Genomic DNA, 16,108 nt, shown 5'->3' on the forward strand with positions numbered 1-16,108 from the left:
CGAACCGACCACGCGGCGGAGCCGCGACCGACCCGTCCGACGTCGACCAGCAGAGGCAGGTGAAACGCGATGACCACCGATCCCGACGACGAACGTCGACAGTCCGACGATCCCACCTTTGCCGACGTCATGAACGGGTTCTCGTTCGACAGCCGTCAGGACTACGACGGCTACGAGGAGCAGTACCCGGACTACGAGGCGCCCGAGCGCCGGTTCTGGACACGGAGGCGCTCCGGTCCGCGTCAGCCGTCCCCGTATCCGCCCGCCGCGGAGGCGGGACCGACGTGGGACGAAGGCAGTGCGACGCAGTTCCACGAGACCGACTGGCTGACCGGGCACGCCCCCACGGGTGGCACGGTCCAGCGGCCCGACGGTGACGCCCCGCAGAGCGACTTCCTCTCCGGGAACCCGACCATCGACACCCCCCGGCATCGTCCGCTGCGGGCGCCGCGCCAGGTGTCGGAGGTACTGCGGCACTACTCGGGCACCCCGCAGGGCGACACGCCTGCGGAGCCGGAGCCCGCGCAGCCGTTCCAGACGTTCCAGCCTGCGGGCCCGCGACCCTCGGCGGAGCAGCCGGTCGGCCGTGCGCTGCCCGACTCGGCGCCGACGGCGCCGATCGACATCGGTGGCGTCGGCGAGGTCGGTGACCTGGAGGACGTGTCGTCGGGCGCGTCGTTCGTCCGTCCGTACGCATGGACGCGAGGCCGGACCCGCTCGGGTCTCGACCTCGCGATCGAAGCGCTCGTGTCGACCAGTCAGCAGGGCCGCAGCCAGCTCGGGCTGCTGCAGGTGGAACATCGGGCGATCGCCGAACTGTGCGAAGAGCCCCGCTCGGTCGCCGAGGTCGCGGCGCTGATGTCGCTCCCCCTGGGGGTGGCTCGCGTGCTGCTCGGTGACATGGCAGGACTGGGCGTCGTCACGGTGCACCAGACCGCGAGCAGTACCGGCTCGTCGCCGGACCTCGCTCTGATGGAAAGGGTGTTGAGTGGACTCCGTCGGCTCTAGGCCACAGGCCGTCGCGACGACGGCGACGATCTCGGCCAAGATCGTCGTCGCCGGTGGGTTCGGTGTGGGCAAGACGACCTTCGTCGGGTCGGTCTCCGAGATCGTGCCGCTCACGACCGAGGCCGTCATGACCGAGGCGAGTGCTGGTCACGACGATCTGTCCGCGACTCCGAACAAGACGACCACGACGGTCGCCATGGACTTCGGGCGCGTCTCGCTGGACTCGGACCTGATCCTGTACCTGTTCGGCACGCCCGGGCAGCACCGGTTCTGGTTCATGTGGGACGACCTGGTGCGTGGCGCGATCGGCGCGGTCGTCCTGGTCGACACCCGCCGGCTCGCCGACTGTTTCGGCGCGATCGACTTCTTCGAGGACCGCGGGCTGCCGTACGTGGTGGGGCTCAACGCGTTCGACGGGACGTTGCAGCACCGGATCGACGACGTCCGCGAGGCGATGGCGATCGACCCGAGTGTCCCGATCGTCACGTGCGACGCCCGTAACCGGGACTCGACGAAGTCGACGCTGATCTCGCTCGTCGAGCACGCGATGACGCAGCGGATGGCCGCCCGCGCCCGCTGACCTGCGGTGTACCCCCGCTCCTGTCGCCGAGGCTCCTGGTCAGGACCTCGACGGCGGGAGCGGCGTGCAGCCGGTCGGCGACCCCCGCCGAACTCGACTCAGACCGGTTTCCTCCATGCCCGGACCAGGCTCTCGTCGGGCCCGGGGCCCGGCGCGACATCTGTGAGCAGGGCCGCGACCCGATCGGTGAGGGTGCCGGGGGCGTCGAGGCGGTTGTCGATCTCCAGGTGCGGCACCGGCGGTGGGTCGGCGGGGCGCATGCGCTCCAGGAAGGCGTCGAAGGCTGCGAGCTTGCCGGTGTCGCGCGGCGAGCCGCGGTGTTCGAGGCGGTGCCGCAGCGTTGCGGCGTCGGACCGGATCCAGACGAGCCGCACCTCGGACCCACCGAGCGCCTCGACCCACTGCACCCAGCGGCCGGGGTCGCGGATCTGGCCGGTGAAGGGCCCGGAGAGCAGGACGGGGCAGCCGTGGGCGCGGATCTCGCGCGCGGTGGCGGTGAGACCCGTGTACTCGTGCTCCTTGACGTGCGCGTCGTACCAGTCGCCCTCCCGCTCCCCCGGCGGACGACCGGCGGCGGCGAGGGTCGCGGCGACGAACGGCCCGTAGAGCGTGTCCTTGTCGAGCAGCGCCGGAGTGGGGTCGAGGCCTGCGAGCAGCAGGGCGGCGACGGTCGTCTTGCCCACCCCCGGAGCGCCGGCCACGACCCAGACGGGGGCGTTCACGCGTCGGTGGCCGGATCCACGAGGGCGATGGACGTGATGCGGTGCAACGGGATCCGGCGGACCTCGCCGCCGACGGTATCGCGGCCTTCGACGATGCCGCCACCTGCGGAGGTGGGCACGAGCACCCGTTCCCCGGCGACGCCGTGCCGGTCGACGAACCCGATCCAGACCGGGCGCCGGGCGGCGACGGCGTGCTGCAGCTCGGCGAGGGTGCTGCTGCTGCCTCCGGGGACGCGCGGTGCGGTGCGCGAGCGCCGGACCCCGCGGAGGGCGTCGCCCGCCCGCATTCCGGAGATGACGGCGGCGAGGCGGCTGTCGTCGGGCGTCGCGGGCCCGGAGGGCGTGCGGGCGGGCCGGCCGCGGGACTCGATGCGCCTGCCGCGGTCACCGAGGTCGAGGACGCCACCGGCGGCGTCCTCGGCGGCGGGGCTGAACCCGGCGGCGCGCAGGCCCTCGAGGACCTCGACGAGCGGCAGCGGGCTGATCACGACAGTGGGGGCGAGCCGGCGCAGCTCCAGCAGGCCGGTCTCCGGGTGGGCGAGGACCTCGGAGAGCAGGGTCTCGTCGTCGCTGCGCAGGAACGAGGAGGCGGCGCCGCCGCGGAGCCTGCCGTGGCGGCGGGCGACGTCGTCGACGAGGTAGCCGAGTGCTTGCGGCACAGGGGTTGCGGAGCGGACGGCGAGGAGCTCGCGGACATCGTCGGCGGTGCGGCCGGCGTCGAGGGCGCGGCGGATGCTGGCCTCGGTGAACCGGAAGACGGTGGCGCCGCCCGCGGACTCGACGTCGGCGACGAGAGCGATCTCGGCGGCGAGCTCGGGCTGGAGGCGCCCGGGGGCGACGGCGGTGAGGTCGGCCTGCAGGAGTACGTGGTCGACGGGTTCGGGCAGGGCGTCGCGGAGCGCGGCGGCTGCCTTGCCGGGGTCGGCGAGCAGGACGCGCCCGGGGGCGGCCAGCGCGTCGAGGGCGACGATTCCGAGCACGGTGGCTTCGGTGAGGGTCCAGGTGACCATGTCGTCGCGCAGCCGGCCGCCGCGACGCGGTGCGCGCCAGGCGAGGAGGCCGGCGAGGTCGCCGGGGGTGCGGACGGCCCGGCCGGGCGGGAGCTCGCCGAGCGCTTCGAGGACGCGGCGCCGGTCGCGGACGGCGAGGGGGCGGCGCAGGGCCTCGCCGAGGGCGGGCAGGGGTTTGCCGGACTCGTCGCGGGTGCCCGTGAGACCGGGGAGCCGGGGCAGTTCGAGCCAGGCCTGGGCGAGCTGGGCCCAGCGCAGTTCCGGGCCGCCTGCCGCCCAGATGTCGGAGGCGGTGGTGGGCACGTACTCAGCCGGGAACCCGTCGCTGACGGCGACGAGGTCGGCGGCCACCAGGACCTCGACGACGAGCGCCGCGGTGGGTTCGTCGAGCTCCATCTCCTTGGCGGCCCGGCGGAGGTCCCGGACGCCGAGACCGCCGGCCCGCAGTGTCGGCGGCGGGGTCTCGCTCCAGAGTGCCAGGAGGGCTTCGACGCGGCGGAGCAGCTCGAGGGCCGCGCCGCCGGCGGTGGCGTCGACGGTGTCGGCGCCGCGGTCGACGGTGTCGGGGACGGGCGCGGTGACGGCGACACCGCCGAGGGGACGGTCACCGCGCAGGGCGAGCCCGACCTGGCGGGGCAGTTCGACGGTCTCGGGGTCGACGCGGACGAGGAGGCCGCGGGCGAGGAGGCGGCCGACGGCGCTCTCGGGGTCGGCGCCCGCGCGGCTGCGCCCGATGGGCGGGCCGGCGGCGAGGGCGTCGAGGACGCGTCGTTCCTCGGGGGCGATGCCGGCCAGGAGCACGGGCAGCTCGGTGGAGCCGGCGAGGCCGGCGGCGGGGCGGCCGAGGCCACCGGGGTAGCGGGAGACGACCTCGCGGGCGGCGGGGACGAGGGCCCAGCCGTCGTCGGAGCGCCAGATGACGGCGCGGGTGCGCAGCTCGTCGAGGGCCCGGTCGAGGGCGGAGCCGGGGACGTCGGGGCCGAGGAGGCGTTCGAGCTCGGGGCGTTCGGCGGCCTCGCTGTCGGCGCCGACGACGACGAGCGCTTCGAGCACGGCGAGGACGAGGGTGTCGAGGTCGTCACAGGCGCGGTGCACCGAGGCGCGGATGCCTGCCCGGGTGGCCAGCACGGTGAGGTCGGCCGGTGCGGGAACCGCCAGGTCGGGGCGCAGGCGCAGCAGGGCGACGAGGAAGTCGTCGTCCTCGGCGCGCAGGCGGTCGACCAGGGAGGTGGGCATCCCCTCCACGGTACTTGGCCCGGCCGGGGGTCCTCGTCCCGGCGATGGGTGATAATCGGCGCCGATACCGGTCCGGCTCGTCCGGACCGCACCCGCGAGGAGGATTCCGTGTCCCAGCCGAGCCGCCCGGCCCGTATCGACCCGAACTGGCCGCAGCTGCCCGACGGCGAGCACCCCGTCACGGAGCTGCTGGGCGATGTGCAGGGGTCGCTCTCACCTTTCGGTGAGCTCGAGTTCCCGCTCGACGAGGTGCCCTACGTGCACCCTGTCACCGAGATCAACAGGTAATGCCCGCGGGCCTGCTGCTGGCGGCCGGGGCCGGTCGCCGGATGGGCGGGCCCAAGGCTCTCGTGCGTCTGGACGGTCGCCCGCTCGTGCTCCGGGCGGTCGACGTGCTCCGGACGGCGGGGTGTGCCCCGCTGGTGGTCGTGGTGGGTGCCGCGGCCGACGAGGTGCGCGCGCTGCTCCCGGCCGACGTGACGCCCGTGGAGGCCGCGGAGTGGGCCGAGGGCATGGGCGCGTCGCTGCGCGCGGGTCTGGCTGCCCTGGAGCCGCTCGCGGATGTCGACGCCACGGTCGTGCACCTGGTCGACCTGCCGGGGGTGACGGCGGCTGCGGTCACCCGGCTGGGCGCTGAAGGGGGGTCCCCCACCACCCTCGCCCGGGCGGCCTACGACGGCCGCGCCGGCCATCCGGTCCTGCTGGGCCGCGACCACTGGGCGGCCGCCTCCACCGCCGCCACGGGTGATGCAGGGGCCCGTGGCTACCTGGCGGGCAATCCGGACGTTGTGCTGGTCGAGTGCGGCGACGTCGCGGAGCCCGACGACGTCGACACCCCGGAGCAGCTGGCGCGACGTGGGCAGTCGCGTTGAGGCGAGCCCCTGCTGACATGCCGACGGCCGCCGCGGGGAGGGCCGCGACGGCCGTCTGGGATGCGCCCCCGGATCGTGGCACCGGTCCGGGACGCTGCGTCAGGGGATCGCTCAGACCGCGATCTTGTCACCCGGGTGGATCAGGTTCGGGTTGTCGGCACACTGCGGGTTCTTGGCGACGAGTGCCTTCCAGCCGCCGGCGACGTTGTGCGCGGTCGCGATCTCGCTGAGCGAGTCGCCTGCGACGACGGTGTAGCCACCGGTCGCGTCGGCGGGCTGCGAGACGCGGATCCTCTCCTCCGCCGGCTTGGCCGCCTCGGTCCTGGGCGGGGCCTGCGTCTGGGTCTTCGGCGCCGTGGGTGCGGTCTTGGGGGCCGTCTTGGGCGCGGTCTTCACCGTGTCCCCGGCCGGGACCTCACGCGGGGTGGAGCCGCCGCTGGCGCCTGCCTTCTTGGAACAGACGGGCCATGCACCCCAGCCCTGCCCGGCGAGGACCTTCTCCGCGACGGCGATCTGCTCGGCCCTGCTGGCCTGGTTGGCGGTGGCTGCGTACTGGGCGCCGCCGAAGGCCTTCCACGTGGAGGCGCTGAACTGCAGGCCGCCGTAGTAGCCGTTCCCGGTGTTGATGCTCCAGTTGCCACCGCTCTCACACGCGGCGACGCGGTCCCAGGTGGCGTCGGTGGCCGCATTCGCGGCGGGCGCCAGCGCCACGAGAGGGGTTCCGACGACGACACCCGCGAGAGCGGTGCGCGCAAGGGTGCGAGCGGTGCTGGTGGGTTTCCGGTGCAGACCGCGATAGCGGGCCATGACATTTCTCCGTCGCCGCGCATGCGGATTCCGACCGGGGGGAGTTCCGGTGGCGCGGACTTGTCAGGTCCGCGATTTCCGTCCTGTCCGTCGGCTGCTGTCGGGGGATCGGGACCGCCGGACAGGACACGCGCTGCGGAACCGGGCCCACCCGTCAGGGGAGTTCGGAGCGGGCCGTCGGTGACGCTACGTGCAGCGCTTCGGATTGCAAACTCGATCGAGTGAATCAGCGGTGGCTGACGGGGCGCCGCGGGCGTCGTTACATTGCTGTGTTTCTGCAGGTAGCCCGACGTGTATCACGGAACGGCAACGCCAGGATTTCGATTCGCCAGGTTGCTTGAACGTGATATAGGTCACATTTGATCGGGTGGAGGCACCCGCGGCGGCGGCCCAGGCCGACGCCGTAGGGTCGCGGCGTGGAGTTCACCCACATCGACAGCACCGGCGCCGCCCGCATGGTCGACGTCACCGGCAAGGAGCCGACCGCGCGCACCGCGGTGGCCACCGGCGTCCTGCGCACCACGGCCGAGGTGATCGAGCTGCTGCGCCGCGACGGGCTACCCAAGGGTGACGCGCTGGCCACGGCCCGCATCGCCGGGATCATGGGCGCCAAGCGCACCCCCGACCTCGTCCCCCTGTGCCACCCGATCGCGCTGAGCGGCGTCGCCGTCGACCTCCGGCCCGAGGGCGACCACATCGACATCAGGGCCACGGTCCGCACCACCGACCGCACCGGCGTCGAGATGGAGGCCCTGACCGCGGTCGCGGTCGCCGGGCTCGCCCTGCACGACATGATCAAGGCCGTCGACCCCGCAGCCGTCCTGGACGCCGTCCGGGTCGAGCGCAAGGACGGCGGCAAGACCGGCACGTGGACGCGGCCGCAGGAGCAGGCGTGAGCGCGCCGCGCCGGGCCCACGTCGTCACCGCATCCAACCGCGCCGCCGCGGGCGTCTACCCCGACCGGGGCGGTCCGATCATCGTGGAGTGGTTGCGCACCAAGGGTTACGAGTGCCCCGACTCCACCGTCGCGCCCGACGGTGAGCCGGTCGGCGAAGCACTGCGCGGAGCCGTCGCGACGGGGGTCGACGTCGTCGTCACCACCGGCGGGACCGGCATCTCCCCCACCGACGCGACGCCCGAGATCACCCGCGCCCTGCTCGACTACGAGGTGCCGGGACTGGCCGACGCCATCCGCGCGGCGGGTGCGCCGAAGGTCCCGACAGCGGTCCTGTCCCGCGGTCTGGCCGGAGTCGTGGGTCGCACGCTGATCGTCAACCTCCCCGGATCGACAGGTGGAGTTCGCGACGGCCTGTCCGTTCTGGACGGCGTGCTCGACCACGCCGTCGACCAGCTGCGCGGAGGTGATCACGCATGACGGAGCCACAGGGGACGCGTGCGGAAGTGTTGCGCGCCATCGTCGGCGCGGAGCCACTCGACGTCGACGAGCACGCCCGGCTGGTCGACCGCGCCCAGGCGGGGGCGGTCGTGACCTTCGCGGGCGTCGTGCGCGACCACGACGGCGGACGTCGGGTCCGCGGCCTGGAGTACAGCGCGCACCCGACCGCCGGTCGCATCGTGGCCGAGGTGGCCGCTGAGGTGGCGGGCCGTGCGGCGGGCGTCCGGGCGATCGCGGTGAGCCATCGCGTCGGACTGCTGAGGATCGGTGACGTGGCGCTGGCCTGCGCCGTTGCGGCCGATCACCGCCAGGAGGCGTTCGCGGTGTGCGCGGAGCTCGTCGACGAGGTGAAGCGGCTGCTGCCCGTGTGGAAGCACCAGGTCTTCGCCGACGGGACCGACGAGTGGGTCAACTCGACCTGAGCCGGCATGCGGCGACGCCCCGGGGACGACCACGGGCCGCCGCATCCGGCCGCCGCTCCGCGAGGAGCGGAGTGCGGCCGGGCACGACGGCCCGGGGACGACGTCAGCCGACGGTCAGGACCTGGCCCACGTTGATGAGGTTCGGGTCGCTGAGCACGGTGCGGTTCTTGTCGAACAGCGCCTGCCACGTGGTGCCGTGGGCCTGCGCGATCTTCGACAGGGTGTCGCCCGCGACGACGGTGTAGCCGGTGCCGGGCGCCGCGGGGACGACCGGGGCCTTCGGCGCGACGGGCGCCTTGGGCACGACGGGCGCGGATGCGCGCTGCGGGGTGGTCACGGTGCCGATCTTCGGCGGGGTGCCGGAGAGGCCCAGCTTGCGCGAGCAGGCGGGCCATGCGCCCCAGCCCTGCCCGGCGAGCACACGCTCGGCCACGGCGATCTGCTGCGCACGCGAGGCGTTCTGCGGCGAACCGGTGCCGCCGAAGGCCTTCCATGTGCTGAGGGTGAACTGCAGGCCACCGTAGAAACCGTTGCCGGTGTTGATGGCCCAGTTGCCGCCGCTCTCACACTGAGCGAGGCGGTCCCACGCGTCGGCGCCGGCGGCGTTGGCCGTCCCGGCAACGGCGACAGGCGCGCCGACGACTACTGCGCCGGCGACCAGCAGGCGCGCGATGCTCCGCTTGGAGACGAGCGTCATGTCGTTGCTCTCCATACCGCTCGCTCCGAGGAATTCCGTGAGGCCGGGCACGGGTGCCCGTGGACGGTTGGGGAACCGTCCGTACCTCGGACTGCAATTACTTGCATTCCGGAAACTGCTTCCTCGCCCTGCCCCGTCTTTTCCACTCGACGGACCGGAAACCGCGGGACAGGGAGCCGGGAGCGGCGGTTCCGGATGTATTCAGCCACCCCTCACGAGGCGACCGAGCGGGAACGCTACGTTTCTGCCGGGTCGTTGGGTCAAATCGATCCTGAGTGACCATCGTCACTGTAACGTCCTGGAAATACTTGCCGACGCGGTGGATTCCGCTGGTCAGCGTCGGTGAATCACGAAACGATCACGCCAGAAACATTAGAACCGAATCGAAAATATTGTCGGACCAGTCACATCGGAATGGTCGACAATGGGTGACCCCATGATCACGGTCCGTGTGATGGAGGCCCGCGTCACACCTGGCCCGACGTCGGCTCGTCCGCCATGCTGGGGTGGTGAACCGACGTCCTGCCCGCACCGGGCCCATCGCGGCGGCATGGTCGTGACCGCGCCCGCGACGCCCGCCTCCCCCGCCGAGCTCTCCGACGCGCTCCGGGCGACCGGCTATCTCCCCGACGACGGCCTCGCCACCGCAGCGTTCCTCGCGATGCGGATGGGCCGGCCACTGTTCTGCGAGGGCGAACCCGGCACCGGCAAGACCGCGTTGGCGCAGGCGATGGCCCAGGTCCTGGGCGCCGAGCTGATCCGGCTGCAGTGCCACGACGGCATCGACGCCTCCCAGGCCCTCTACGACTGGGACTTCCCACGCCAGCTGCTGCACCTGCGCGCCCTCGAGGCCACCGCGGGTGCCGGCGGCGCGGCGCTCGACACCGACGCCGTCGAGGCGTCCCTCTACGACCGGCGGTTCCTGCTGCAGCGGCCGATCCTGCGCGCCCTGACGACGACGCCGAGCGTGCTGCTCGTCGACGAGGTCGACCGTGCGGACGACGAGTTCGAGGCCTTCCTCCTGGAGGTGCTCACCGAGCACGCGGTGACCATCCCCGAGCTCGGCGAGATCCGTGCGACGACGCCGCCGCTCGTGGTGCTGACGTCCAACCGCACCCGCGAGGTCCACGACGCCCTCAAGCGGCGATGCCTCTACCTCTGGCTCGACCACCCCGACGTGCAGCGCGAGATCCAGATCCTGCGCAGCCGGCTGCCGGGCGTGCCCGAGCGGCTGGCCACCCAGGTGGCGACGACCGTCGCCAAGCTGCGCCGCGCCGAGCTGCTCAAGCCGCCCGGTGTCGCCGAGTCGATCGACTGGGCGCAGGCGCTGCAGCTGGTCGGCGCGACGACGCTCGACGTCGACAGCGCCGCCGCGACGCTGGGGGCCGTGCTCAAGTACCGCGAGGACGCCGACCGGGTGCGCGACCAGCTCGACGCACTGCTGGCATCGTGATCCAGGAGCGGGCGACGCTCGGATGATGCCCGGACGCCCTGTCCTCACCGACGAGCAGACCGACGCCGACCCGATCCCGGGTCTCGTCGGGTTCACCGCCGTGCTGCGCAGCGCCGGCCTGTCGATCACGACGGACCGCGTCGCCGCGTTCCTCACAGCGCTCGACGAGCTCGACGTCACCAGCCGGCTGCAGACGTACTGGGCCGGGCGTCTCACGCTGTGCGCCGACCCGGACGACCTGCCGCGCTACGACATGGCCTTCGACGCCTGGTTCGACCCGCCGCGCGGGGGTGGCACGCGCATCGTCGACGAGCGCCCACCGCCCCCGCCGAAGCTCGCGTCGCTCTCGGTGAACCAGGACGACGGCGGCGAGTCCGAGGACGACGACGGCGAGCAGATCAAGGCGACGGCCAGCGGCAACGAGGTGCTGCGCCACCGCGACCTCGGAGACATGTCGCCGGCCGAGCGCGAGCACCTGCGCACGCTGCTGGCGATGCTGCGCCCCGAGCCACCGACGCGGGCGTCGCGCCGGCTGCGCCCCGGCCGACACGGCGAGCCCGACCCCGGCCGGACCCTGCGCGCCGCCCTGCGCAACCACGGCGAGCTCCGCGAGCTGCGGCGGCGGACGCGCACGCGGCGGCCGCGCAAGGTCGTCATGCTCATCGACGTCTCCGGCTCGATGGAGCCCTACGCCGACTCGCTGCTGCGGTTCGCCCACGTCGTCGTGCGACGTTCCCCGGCTTCGGTGGAGGTGTTCACCCTCGGCACCCGGCTGACCCGCGTCACCCGCGAGCTGCGGATGCGCGACGCCGAACACGCCCTGCACGCTGCGGGCAAGGCGATCCCCGACTGGTCGGGTGGGACCCGCCTCGGCGAGGTGCTGCGCGCGTTCGTCGACCGCTGGGGGCAGCGCGGCGCGGCCCGGCGCGCGGTCGTCGTCGTCTTCTCCGACGGCTGGGAACGGGGTGACACCGCCATGCTGGGCGAGCAGATGGCACGACTGAGCCGGCTCGCCCACCGGCTCGTCTGGGTCAACCCGCACGCCGGCAAGGACGGCTACGCACCGGTGCAGGGTGGAATAGTGGCGGCTCTCCCGTACTTGGACGACTTGTTGGCAGGCCACAGCCTGGCCACGCTCGAACGACTGCTCAGGGTGGTGCAGCATGCGTGATGTCATCGACCAGCTCGAAGGCTGGTGGAAGAACGGACAGGAGGCGGCCCTCGCGACGGTCGTCGGCACGTTCCGGTCGGCACCGCGCCAGCCGGGCGCGTCGATGCTGGTCGGACCGGCGGGCGAGGCGGTCGGAAGCGTGTCGGGCGGCTGCGTCGAGGGCGCGGTGTACGAGCTCGGCGGCGAGGTGCTCGGCGACGGGCGACCACGGCTGCAGCGCTACGGCGTCTCCGACGACGACGCGTTCTCCGTCGGCCTCACCTGTGGCGGGATCCTCGACGTCTACGTCGAGAAGGTGTCCCCCGAGACCTACGAGCAGCTGGACAAGGTCGCGGACGCGATCCGCGAGGAGTCACCGGTCGCCGTCGCCACCGTCGTCGCCGGGCCGGAGGACCGTCTCGGCAAGCGGCTGATCGTGTGGCCCGAGTCGGTCGACGGCACCACCGGCTCCGCGCGCCTCGACGAGGCCGTGCGCGACGACGTCCGCGGCCTGCTCGCCGCGGGCCGCAACGCGACGCTGCACTACGGCGTCGACGGGCAGCGCCGCGGCGAGGGCCTCGACGTGTTCGTGGAGTCGTTCGCGCCGCCGCCCCGGATGATCGTGTTCGGCGCCATCGACTTCGCGGCGGCCGTCGCCAAGATGGGGAACTTCCTCGGCTACCGCGTCACCGTCTGCGACGCCCGCCCGGTGTTCGCCACCGCGAGCCGGTTCCCGGGGGCCAACGAGGTCGTCGTCGAATGGCCGCACCGCTACCTCGCCGCCGAGGCGAAGGCGGGCCGGATCGACGAGCGGACCGTCATCACGGTCCTCACCCACGACCCGAAGTTCGACGTCCCCGTCCTCGAGGTCGCCCTGCGGTTGCCCGCGGTCGGCTACATCGGCGCGATGGGCTCGCGGCGCACCCACGAGGACCGGCTCGAACGGCTGCGGGAAGTGGGTCTCACCGACGCGGAGCTTTCCCGGATGTCGAGCCCGATCGGGCTCGACCTGGGCGCCCGCACGCCCGAGGAGACGGCTGTGTCGATCGCCGCCGAGATGATCGCCCAGCACTGGGGTGGTCAGGGTTCGCGGCTGGCCGAGCGGCAGGGTCCGATCCACCTGGCCACGGGAGCCTGAGCCCCCGCCCCCTCCGTTCGGAGGGGGCCCGGCCTGTGCTGGCGGTGGGTACATCTCGTCTCCCCCGCACGGACGCAGCGGCACCTGCGGGCCGCGTCGTCGCCGCTACGCCCCCTCGCACCTGCCTCTAGCTGCGGTAACGGTTCGTTCGTGGCGCAACGACGACCTGCTGGGCCCGTCACCGCGTTGTAACCTCGACCTACGCGAACGCACCCGCCCGATGGGCTTCCGGTGTTCGCGCACCGAGTCGAGCAGGGGGGCAGCGTGGTCCTCGTCAGCAGCGCCCGTCGCGCGGGCGAGACGGTTCTCGTCGACCAGCGCCCGGACGGTGCGGCGGTGCCGGCCGGGGCCGCCCGGCCGCGGCTGTCCAAGTTCCACGCCCCGGAGATCGTCTTCGGCCCGGACTCCCTCGGGGAGGCCGCGTATGCGGCGGGCCGGCTCGGGGCACGGCGGCCGCTCGTCGTCACCGACCCGGGGCTGTGGGACGCGGGCTGGCCGACGGTCCTGCTCCGCGAGCTGCGCGCCGCCGGGCTCGACCCCCAGGTGTGGATGGACGTCACGCCCAACCCGAAGGACCACGAGATCGAGGCCGGTCACCACGTGTACGTGGAGTCCGGCTGCGACGTCGTGATGGGCATCGGCGGCGGATCGGTGATCGACGCCGCCAAGGGCATCGCCCTGCTCGCCGCCAACGGTGGACGCATCCTCGACTACGAGGGCATCGACCGGATCGCCAACCCGATCCCGCCGCTGATCATGATGCCGTCGACGTCGGGTACCGGCGCCGACGTCTCGCAGTTCTGCATCGTCACCGACACCGGGCGGCACACCAAGATCACGATCATGGGTCGTGCACTTGTCCCGGACGTCTCGGTGATCGACCCACGGCTGCTGGTGACGATGCCGGAGTGGCTCAACGCCGCCACCGGCCTCGACGCGATCACCCACGGCATCGAGGCCTTCGTCTCCCTCGCCCACGGCCCGCTCACCGATCATCATGCGCTGCAAGCGGTGTCGATGGTCAACGCCAACCTCGCGCACACCATGCGCCGCCCCGACGACACCACCGCCCGCTGCGCGATGGCCCAGGCCGCCCTCGAGGCGGGGCTGGCTTTCACCAACGCGATCCTCGGCGCCACGCACGCCATGAGCCACCAGGTCGGCGGCATGCTCGACCTGCCGCACGGCGTCGTCAACGGGGTGCTGCTGCCACACGTCATCCGGTTCAACGGAGCGTCGAACCCTCAGCGGTTCGTGCCGATCGCGCAGGCCATGGGGCTGCCGGTGACCCCGGGTACGCCGGGCGGCGAGGCCGTCGAGATGGTGGCCGAGGCGATCCGGGAGCTCGGAGACGAGGTCGGCGTCCCCAAGGGGCTGTCGGCGCTGGGCGTCACGGTCGACGACATCCCGCGGCTGTCCGAGCTGACCCTGGGCGACGCGTGCCTGACGACGAACCCCCGACCCGCCGACGCCGCGCAGGTCGCGGCGCTGTTCCGGGCCGCCCTGTGACTCTGCCGTGACCGCTGCGCCCTTCCCGCCGAAGCGCACCCAGCACCCGCTGGTGCACACGGTCCACGACCTCGACGCGCTCACCGGGCTGCGGACGGGGAAGCCGTCGTACTACCCGGAGCTGCGGGTGTCGGCGGAGCGGCTGCGCCGGGTCATCCTCGCCCTCGACCGCATCTCCGCCGCGCTCGTCCGCACCGGCGAGGGGTCCGAGGCGCTGGTGCGTGCAGTCGTCGACGCGGCCGCCGACCACCTGTCGGCCGACTGGGTCGTCTTCGCGTTGCGCGACGGCGAGCTGCCCGACTCCCAGCCGCGCCACCTCGTCCTCGGACCCGACGGCGTCGAGTGGCCGGGCCTCGACGGGGTGCCCCCCGCGGTGCGCCACCACGTCGAGCACCTGCACACCGGCGACACCGGCGACGACCACGACCGCGAGACCGCGCGCACCCACCGCCACATCGCGATCCGGCTCGACGGGCGGACCGTCGGCGGGTTCGTCGCCTGGACCCCCGACGACCGCGAGATCGACGAGACCGACCACTCCGTGCTGCGCATCCTGGCCGGTCAGACTGCCGCGGCGCTGCAGAACTGCGCGCTGCTCGAACGGTCCAACCGGCTCTACGCACGGGCTGTGCGCCAGGCCGCCGACCTCGCCGAGCGCAACCGCCAGCTCGAGGCGACCCAGCGCGAGCTGGGCGCGGCGCGCCAGCGCGAGGTCCTCGACGACGAGCGCCACCGCATCGCCCGCGAGCTGCACGACAGCGTCACCCAGTACGCGTTGTCGGCCGGCATGCACATCGAGCTGGTCCGCGCCGAGATCTCCGACGACCGGCTGCGCAGCCAGCTCGACACCGCCAAGGACCTCACCCGCCGCGCCGTCGAGCAGCTGCGCTCGGCGATCTACGCGCTCAACGACGACGGCAACCGCGACAAGGACCTGCCCGCGATGCTGCGCAGGCTCTCGACGGTGCACATGCCCGACGAGCTGCGCGTCGAGGTGCGCACCGACGGCAAGCCGGCCGTGCTACCCAGCGAGACCGAGCAGTCGCTGTTCCGCATCGCGGGCGAGGCACTGTTCAACACCGCGGTGCACGGCGAGGCCTCGCGGGCCGTCGTCCGGCTCGCCTACACCGGCGGCAGGGTGCGGCTCACGGTGTCCGACGACGGCCGCGGCCGCCCCGAGGAGGTGCGCCGCACCCTGCGGGTCGCCCGGCTCGGCGCGCCCTCGGGTGAACATCGCGGGCTGGTCAACATGCAGACGCGCGCGCAGGAGATGGGCGGGACGCTCACCTTCCGCCGGGCCCGCCTGGGCGGGCTGCAGGTGCGGGTCGACATCCCGGTCCCGGGTGCTCCGGTGGCCGCTCGCGAGAGGACTCCACGATGAACCTCAGGACCGGCGTGCCGGCGGGCACTCGCGACGTCACGGGCCTCGTCCGGCGACCCCAGGGTGGTCAGCGACCCCGGGCCGCGGTCGTGCGGGTCGTGCTCGTCGACGACCACGCGATCATGCGCCAGGGCCTGCGGGCGATCCTGGAACGCGAGGGCGACCTGCAGGTCGTCGGCGAGGCGGGGACCCCGGACGACGCGATCACCGTCGTCGCGGCCGCGCGCCCGCACGTCGTGGTGCTCGACCTGAAGCTCACCTCCGGCCCGCAGACCGACGGCCTGCAGGTGTGCCGGCGGCTGTGCGAGACCCACCCCGGCATCGGCGTCCTGGTGCTGACGACGTTCGCCGAGGACCGGCTCGTCGTCGAGTCCGTCCAGGCCGGGGCCCGCGGGTACGTGGTGAAGGACGTCGACACCACCGAGCTGGTGCGCGCGATCCGGGCGGTCGCGCGGGGCGAGAGCGCCTTCGACGCGCACTCGGCCTCGGCGATGGTGCGGTCGCTGTCGGGCGGTGGCCGGCAGGACCGCGAGCGGCTCACCGAACGTGAGCTCGACGTGCTGCGGCTGCTCGCGCGAGGACTGTCGAACCGGGCGATCGGCGCCCAGCTCTACATCTCGGAGACGACGGTGAAGTTCCACGTCGGCAACCTGATGCGCAAGCTGATGGTCTCCCGCCGCGCCGAGGCGGTCTACGCGGCGACGAAGCTCGGCCTGCTGTGACGCCG

Annotated in this window: 17 protein-coding genes; 13 read left to right on the forward strand and 4 right to left on the reverse strand. The window is 73.2% G+C overall.

What is annotated here, in order from left to right; all coding sequences use genetic code 11:
• Positions 1-69: 69 nt before the first annotated feature.
• Entirely contained in the window at positions 70-1,008 is a 939-nt protein-coding gene (locus TOK_RS09930) for a DUF742 domain-containing protein (protein WP_253258289.1), read from the forward strand.
• Positions 989-1,588 carry an ATP/GTP-binding protein gene (locus TOK_RS09935; protein WP_098957504.1) on the forward strand — a complete coding sequence of 200 codons (600 nt, stop codon included), beginning with the start codon at positions 989-991 and terminating at the stop codon, positions 1,586-1,588. Before TOK_RS09930 ends, TOK_RS09935 begins: the two co-directional genes overlap by 20 nt.
• A gap of 98 nt (positions 1,589-1,686) precedes the next feature.
• Here TOK_RS09935 and TOK_RS09940 read toward each other — a convergent pair whose 3' ends face one another.
• Positions 1,687-2,310 carry an AAA family ATPase gene (locus TOK_RS09940; protein ID WP_098957505.1) on the reverse strand — a complete coding sequence of 208 codons (624 nt, stop codon included), beginning with the start codon at positions 2,308-2,310 and terminating at the stop codon, positions 1,687-1,689.
• Entirely contained in the window at positions 2,307-4,556 is a 2,250-nt protein-coding gene (locus TOK_RS09945; protein ID WP_098957621.1) for a helicase-associated domain-containing protein, read from the reverse strand. Before TOK_RS09945 ends, TOK_RS09940 begins: the two co-directional genes overlap by 4 nt.
• A gap of 108 nt (positions 4,557-4,664) precedes the next feature.
• Here TOK_RS09945 and TOK_RS09950 point away from each other — a divergent pair, with 108 nt between their 5' ends.
• Entirely contained in the window at positions 4,665-4,844 is a 180-nt protein-coding gene (locus tag TOK_RS09950; protein WP_098957506.1) for a hypothetical protein, read from the forward strand.
• Positions 4,844-5,428, forward strand: coding sequence for an NTP transferase domain-containing protein (locus tag TOK_RS09955; protein WP_098957507.1), 585 nt, complete (start codon positions 4,844-4,846; stop codon positions 5,426-5,428). Before TOK_RS09950 ends, TOK_RS09955 begins: the two co-directional genes overlap by 1 nt.
• Positions 5,429-5,539: 111 nt before the next feature.
• Here TOK_RS09955 and TOK_RS09960 read toward each other — a convergent pair whose 3' ends face one another.
• Positions 5,540-6,235 carry a transglycosylase family protein gene (locus TOK_RS09960; protein WP_098957508.1) on the reverse strand — a complete coding sequence of 232 codons (696 nt, stop codon included), beginning with the start codon at positions 6,233-6,235 and terminating at the stop codon, positions 5,540-5,542.
• Between the two features lie 416 nt (positions 6,236-6,651).
• On the opposite strand from TOK_RS09960, the gene moaC reads away from it, so the two are divergent.
• Genes moaC through TOK_RS09975 form a run of 3 tightly spaced genes read left to right on the forward strand, consistent with a single transcriptional unit; the run spans position 6,652 to position 8,053 of the window.
• Positions 6,652-7,131 carry a cyclic pyranopterin monophosphate synthase MoaC gene (moaC, locus tag TOK_RS09965; protein ID WP_098957509.1) on the forward strand — a complete coding sequence of 160 codons (480 nt, stop codon included), beginning with the start codon at positions 6,652-6,654 and terminating at the stop codon, positions 7,129-7,131.
• On the forward strand, positions 7,128-7,610 hold the full coding sequence (locus TOK_RS09970; RefSeq protein ID WP_098957622.1) for a molybdenum cofactor biosynthesis protein B: 483 nt from the start codon (positions 7,128-7,130) through the stop codon (positions 7,608-7,610). Before moaC ends, TOK_RS09970 begins: the two co-directional genes overlap by 4 nt.
• A complete protein-coding gene (locus tag TOK_RS09975; protein WP_098957510.1) occupies positions 7,607-8,053 on the forward strand; it encodes a molybdenum cofactor biosynthesis protein MoaE in 447 nt (148 codons plus the stop codon). The genes TOK_RS09970 and TOK_RS09975 overlap by 4 nt, the downstream gene beginning before the upstream one ends.
• Before the next feature lie 103 nt (positions 8,054-8,156).
• Here the strand turns inward: TOK_RS09975 and TOK_RS09980 are convergent, their stop codons facing one another.
• Positions 8,157-8,765, reverse strand: coding sequence for a transglycosylase family protein (locus TOK_RS09980; RefSeq protein WP_253258290.1), 609 nt, complete (start codon positions 8,763-8,765; stop codon positions 8,157-8,159).
• 535 nt (positions 8,766-9,300) lie between these two features.
• Between TOK_RS09980 and TOK_RS09985 the strand changes: the two genes are divergently transcribed.
• From TOK_RS09985 to TOK_RS10010, 6 genes are all read left to right on the forward strand, one after another.
• Positions 9,301-10,203, forward strand: a complete 903-nt coding sequence (locus TOK_RS09985; RefSeq protein ID WP_098957511.1) for a MoxR family ATPase — start codon at positions 9,301-9,303, stop codon at positions 10,201-10,203.
• 22 nt (positions 10,204-10,225) lie between these two features.
• Positions 10,226-11,374 (forward strand): VWA domain-containing protein, encoded by a 1,149-nt coding sequence (locus TOK_RS09990; RefSeq protein WP_098957512.1) that lies wholly within the window; start codon positions 10,226-10,228, stop codon positions 11,372-11,374.
• A complete protein-coding gene (locus tag TOK_RS09995) occupies positions 11,367-12,491 on the forward strand; it encodes an XdhC/CoxI family protein (RefSeq protein ID WP_098957513.1) in 1,125 nt (374 codons plus the stop codon). Before TOK_RS09990 ends, TOK_RS09995 begins: the two co-directional genes overlap by 8 nt.
• Before the next feature lie 264 nt (positions 12,492-12,755).
• On the forward strand, positions 12,756-14,000 hold the full coding sequence (locus tag TOK_RS10000; RefSeq protein ID WP_098957624.1) for an iron-containing alcohol dehydrogenase: 1,245 nt from the start codon (positions 12,756-12,758) through the stop codon (positions 13,998-14,000).
• A 7-nt stretch (positions 14,001-14,007) separates the two neighbouring features.
• Complete coding sequence (locus TOK_RS10005) at positions 14,008-15,381, forward strand: GAF domain-containing sensor histidine kinase (protein WP_305775556.1); 1,374 nt, start codon at positions 14,008-14,010, stop codon at positions 15,379-15,381.
• Complete coding sequence (locus tag TOK_RS10010) at positions 15,378-16,103, forward strand: response regulator transcription factor (RefSeq protein WP_098957514.1); 726 nt, start codon at positions 15,378-15,380, stop codon at positions 16,101-16,103. Before TOK_RS10005 ends, TOK_RS10010 begins: the two co-directional genes overlap by 4 nt.
• Positions 16,104-16,108 lie beyond the last annotated feature (5 nt).

The organism is Pseudonocardia sp. N23, assembly GCF_002583555.1.
In the GTDB taxonomy this organism is placed as follows: domain Bacteria; phylum Actinomycetota; class Actinomycetes; order Mycobacteriales; family Pseudonocardiaceae; genus Pseudonocardia.

Bases quoted from the DNA above. Each gene is read 5' to 3' on its own strand.
- TOK_RS09955 (WP_098957507.1), top strand. From the start codon at position 4,844: ATGCCCGCGGGCCTGCTGCTGGCGGCCGGGGCCGGTCGCCGGATGGGC.
- TOK_RS09945 (WP_098957621.1), bottom strand. From the start codon at position 4,556: ATGCCCACCTCCCTGGTCGACCGCCTGCGCGCCGAGGACGACGACTTC.
- TOK_RS09930 (WP_253258289.1), top strand. From the start codon at position 70: ATGACCACCGATCCCGACGACGAACGTCGACAGTCCGACGATCCCACC.
- TOK_RS09980 (WP_253258290.1), bottom strand. From the start codon at position 8,765: ATGGAGAGCAACGACATGACGCTCGTCTCCAAGCGGAGCATCGCGCGC.
- TOK_RS09975 (WP_098957510.1), top strand. From the start codon at position 7,607: ATGACGGAGCCACAGGGGACGCGTGCGGAAGTGTTGCGCGCCATCGTC.
- TOK_RS09985 (WP_098957511.1), top strand. From the start codon at position 9,301: ATGGTCGTGACCGCGCCCGCGACGCCCGCCTCCCCCGCCGAGCTCTCC.
- TOK_RS09995 (WP_098957513.1), top strand. From the start codon at position 11,367: ATGCGTGATGTCATCGACCAGCTCGAAGGCTGGTGGAAGAACGGACAG.
- TOK_RS09990 (WP_098957512.1), top strand. From the start codon at position 10,226: ATGATGCCCGGACGCCCTGTCCTCACCGACGAGCAGACCGACGCCGAC.
- TOK_RS10010 (WP_098957514.1), top strand. From the start codon at position 15,378: ATGAACCTCAGGACCGGCGTGCCGGCGGGCACTCGCGACGTCACGGGC.
- TOK_RS09960 (WP_098957508.1), bottom strand. From the start codon at position 6,235: ATGGCCCGCTATCGCGGTCTGCACCGGAAACCCACCAGCACCGCTCGC.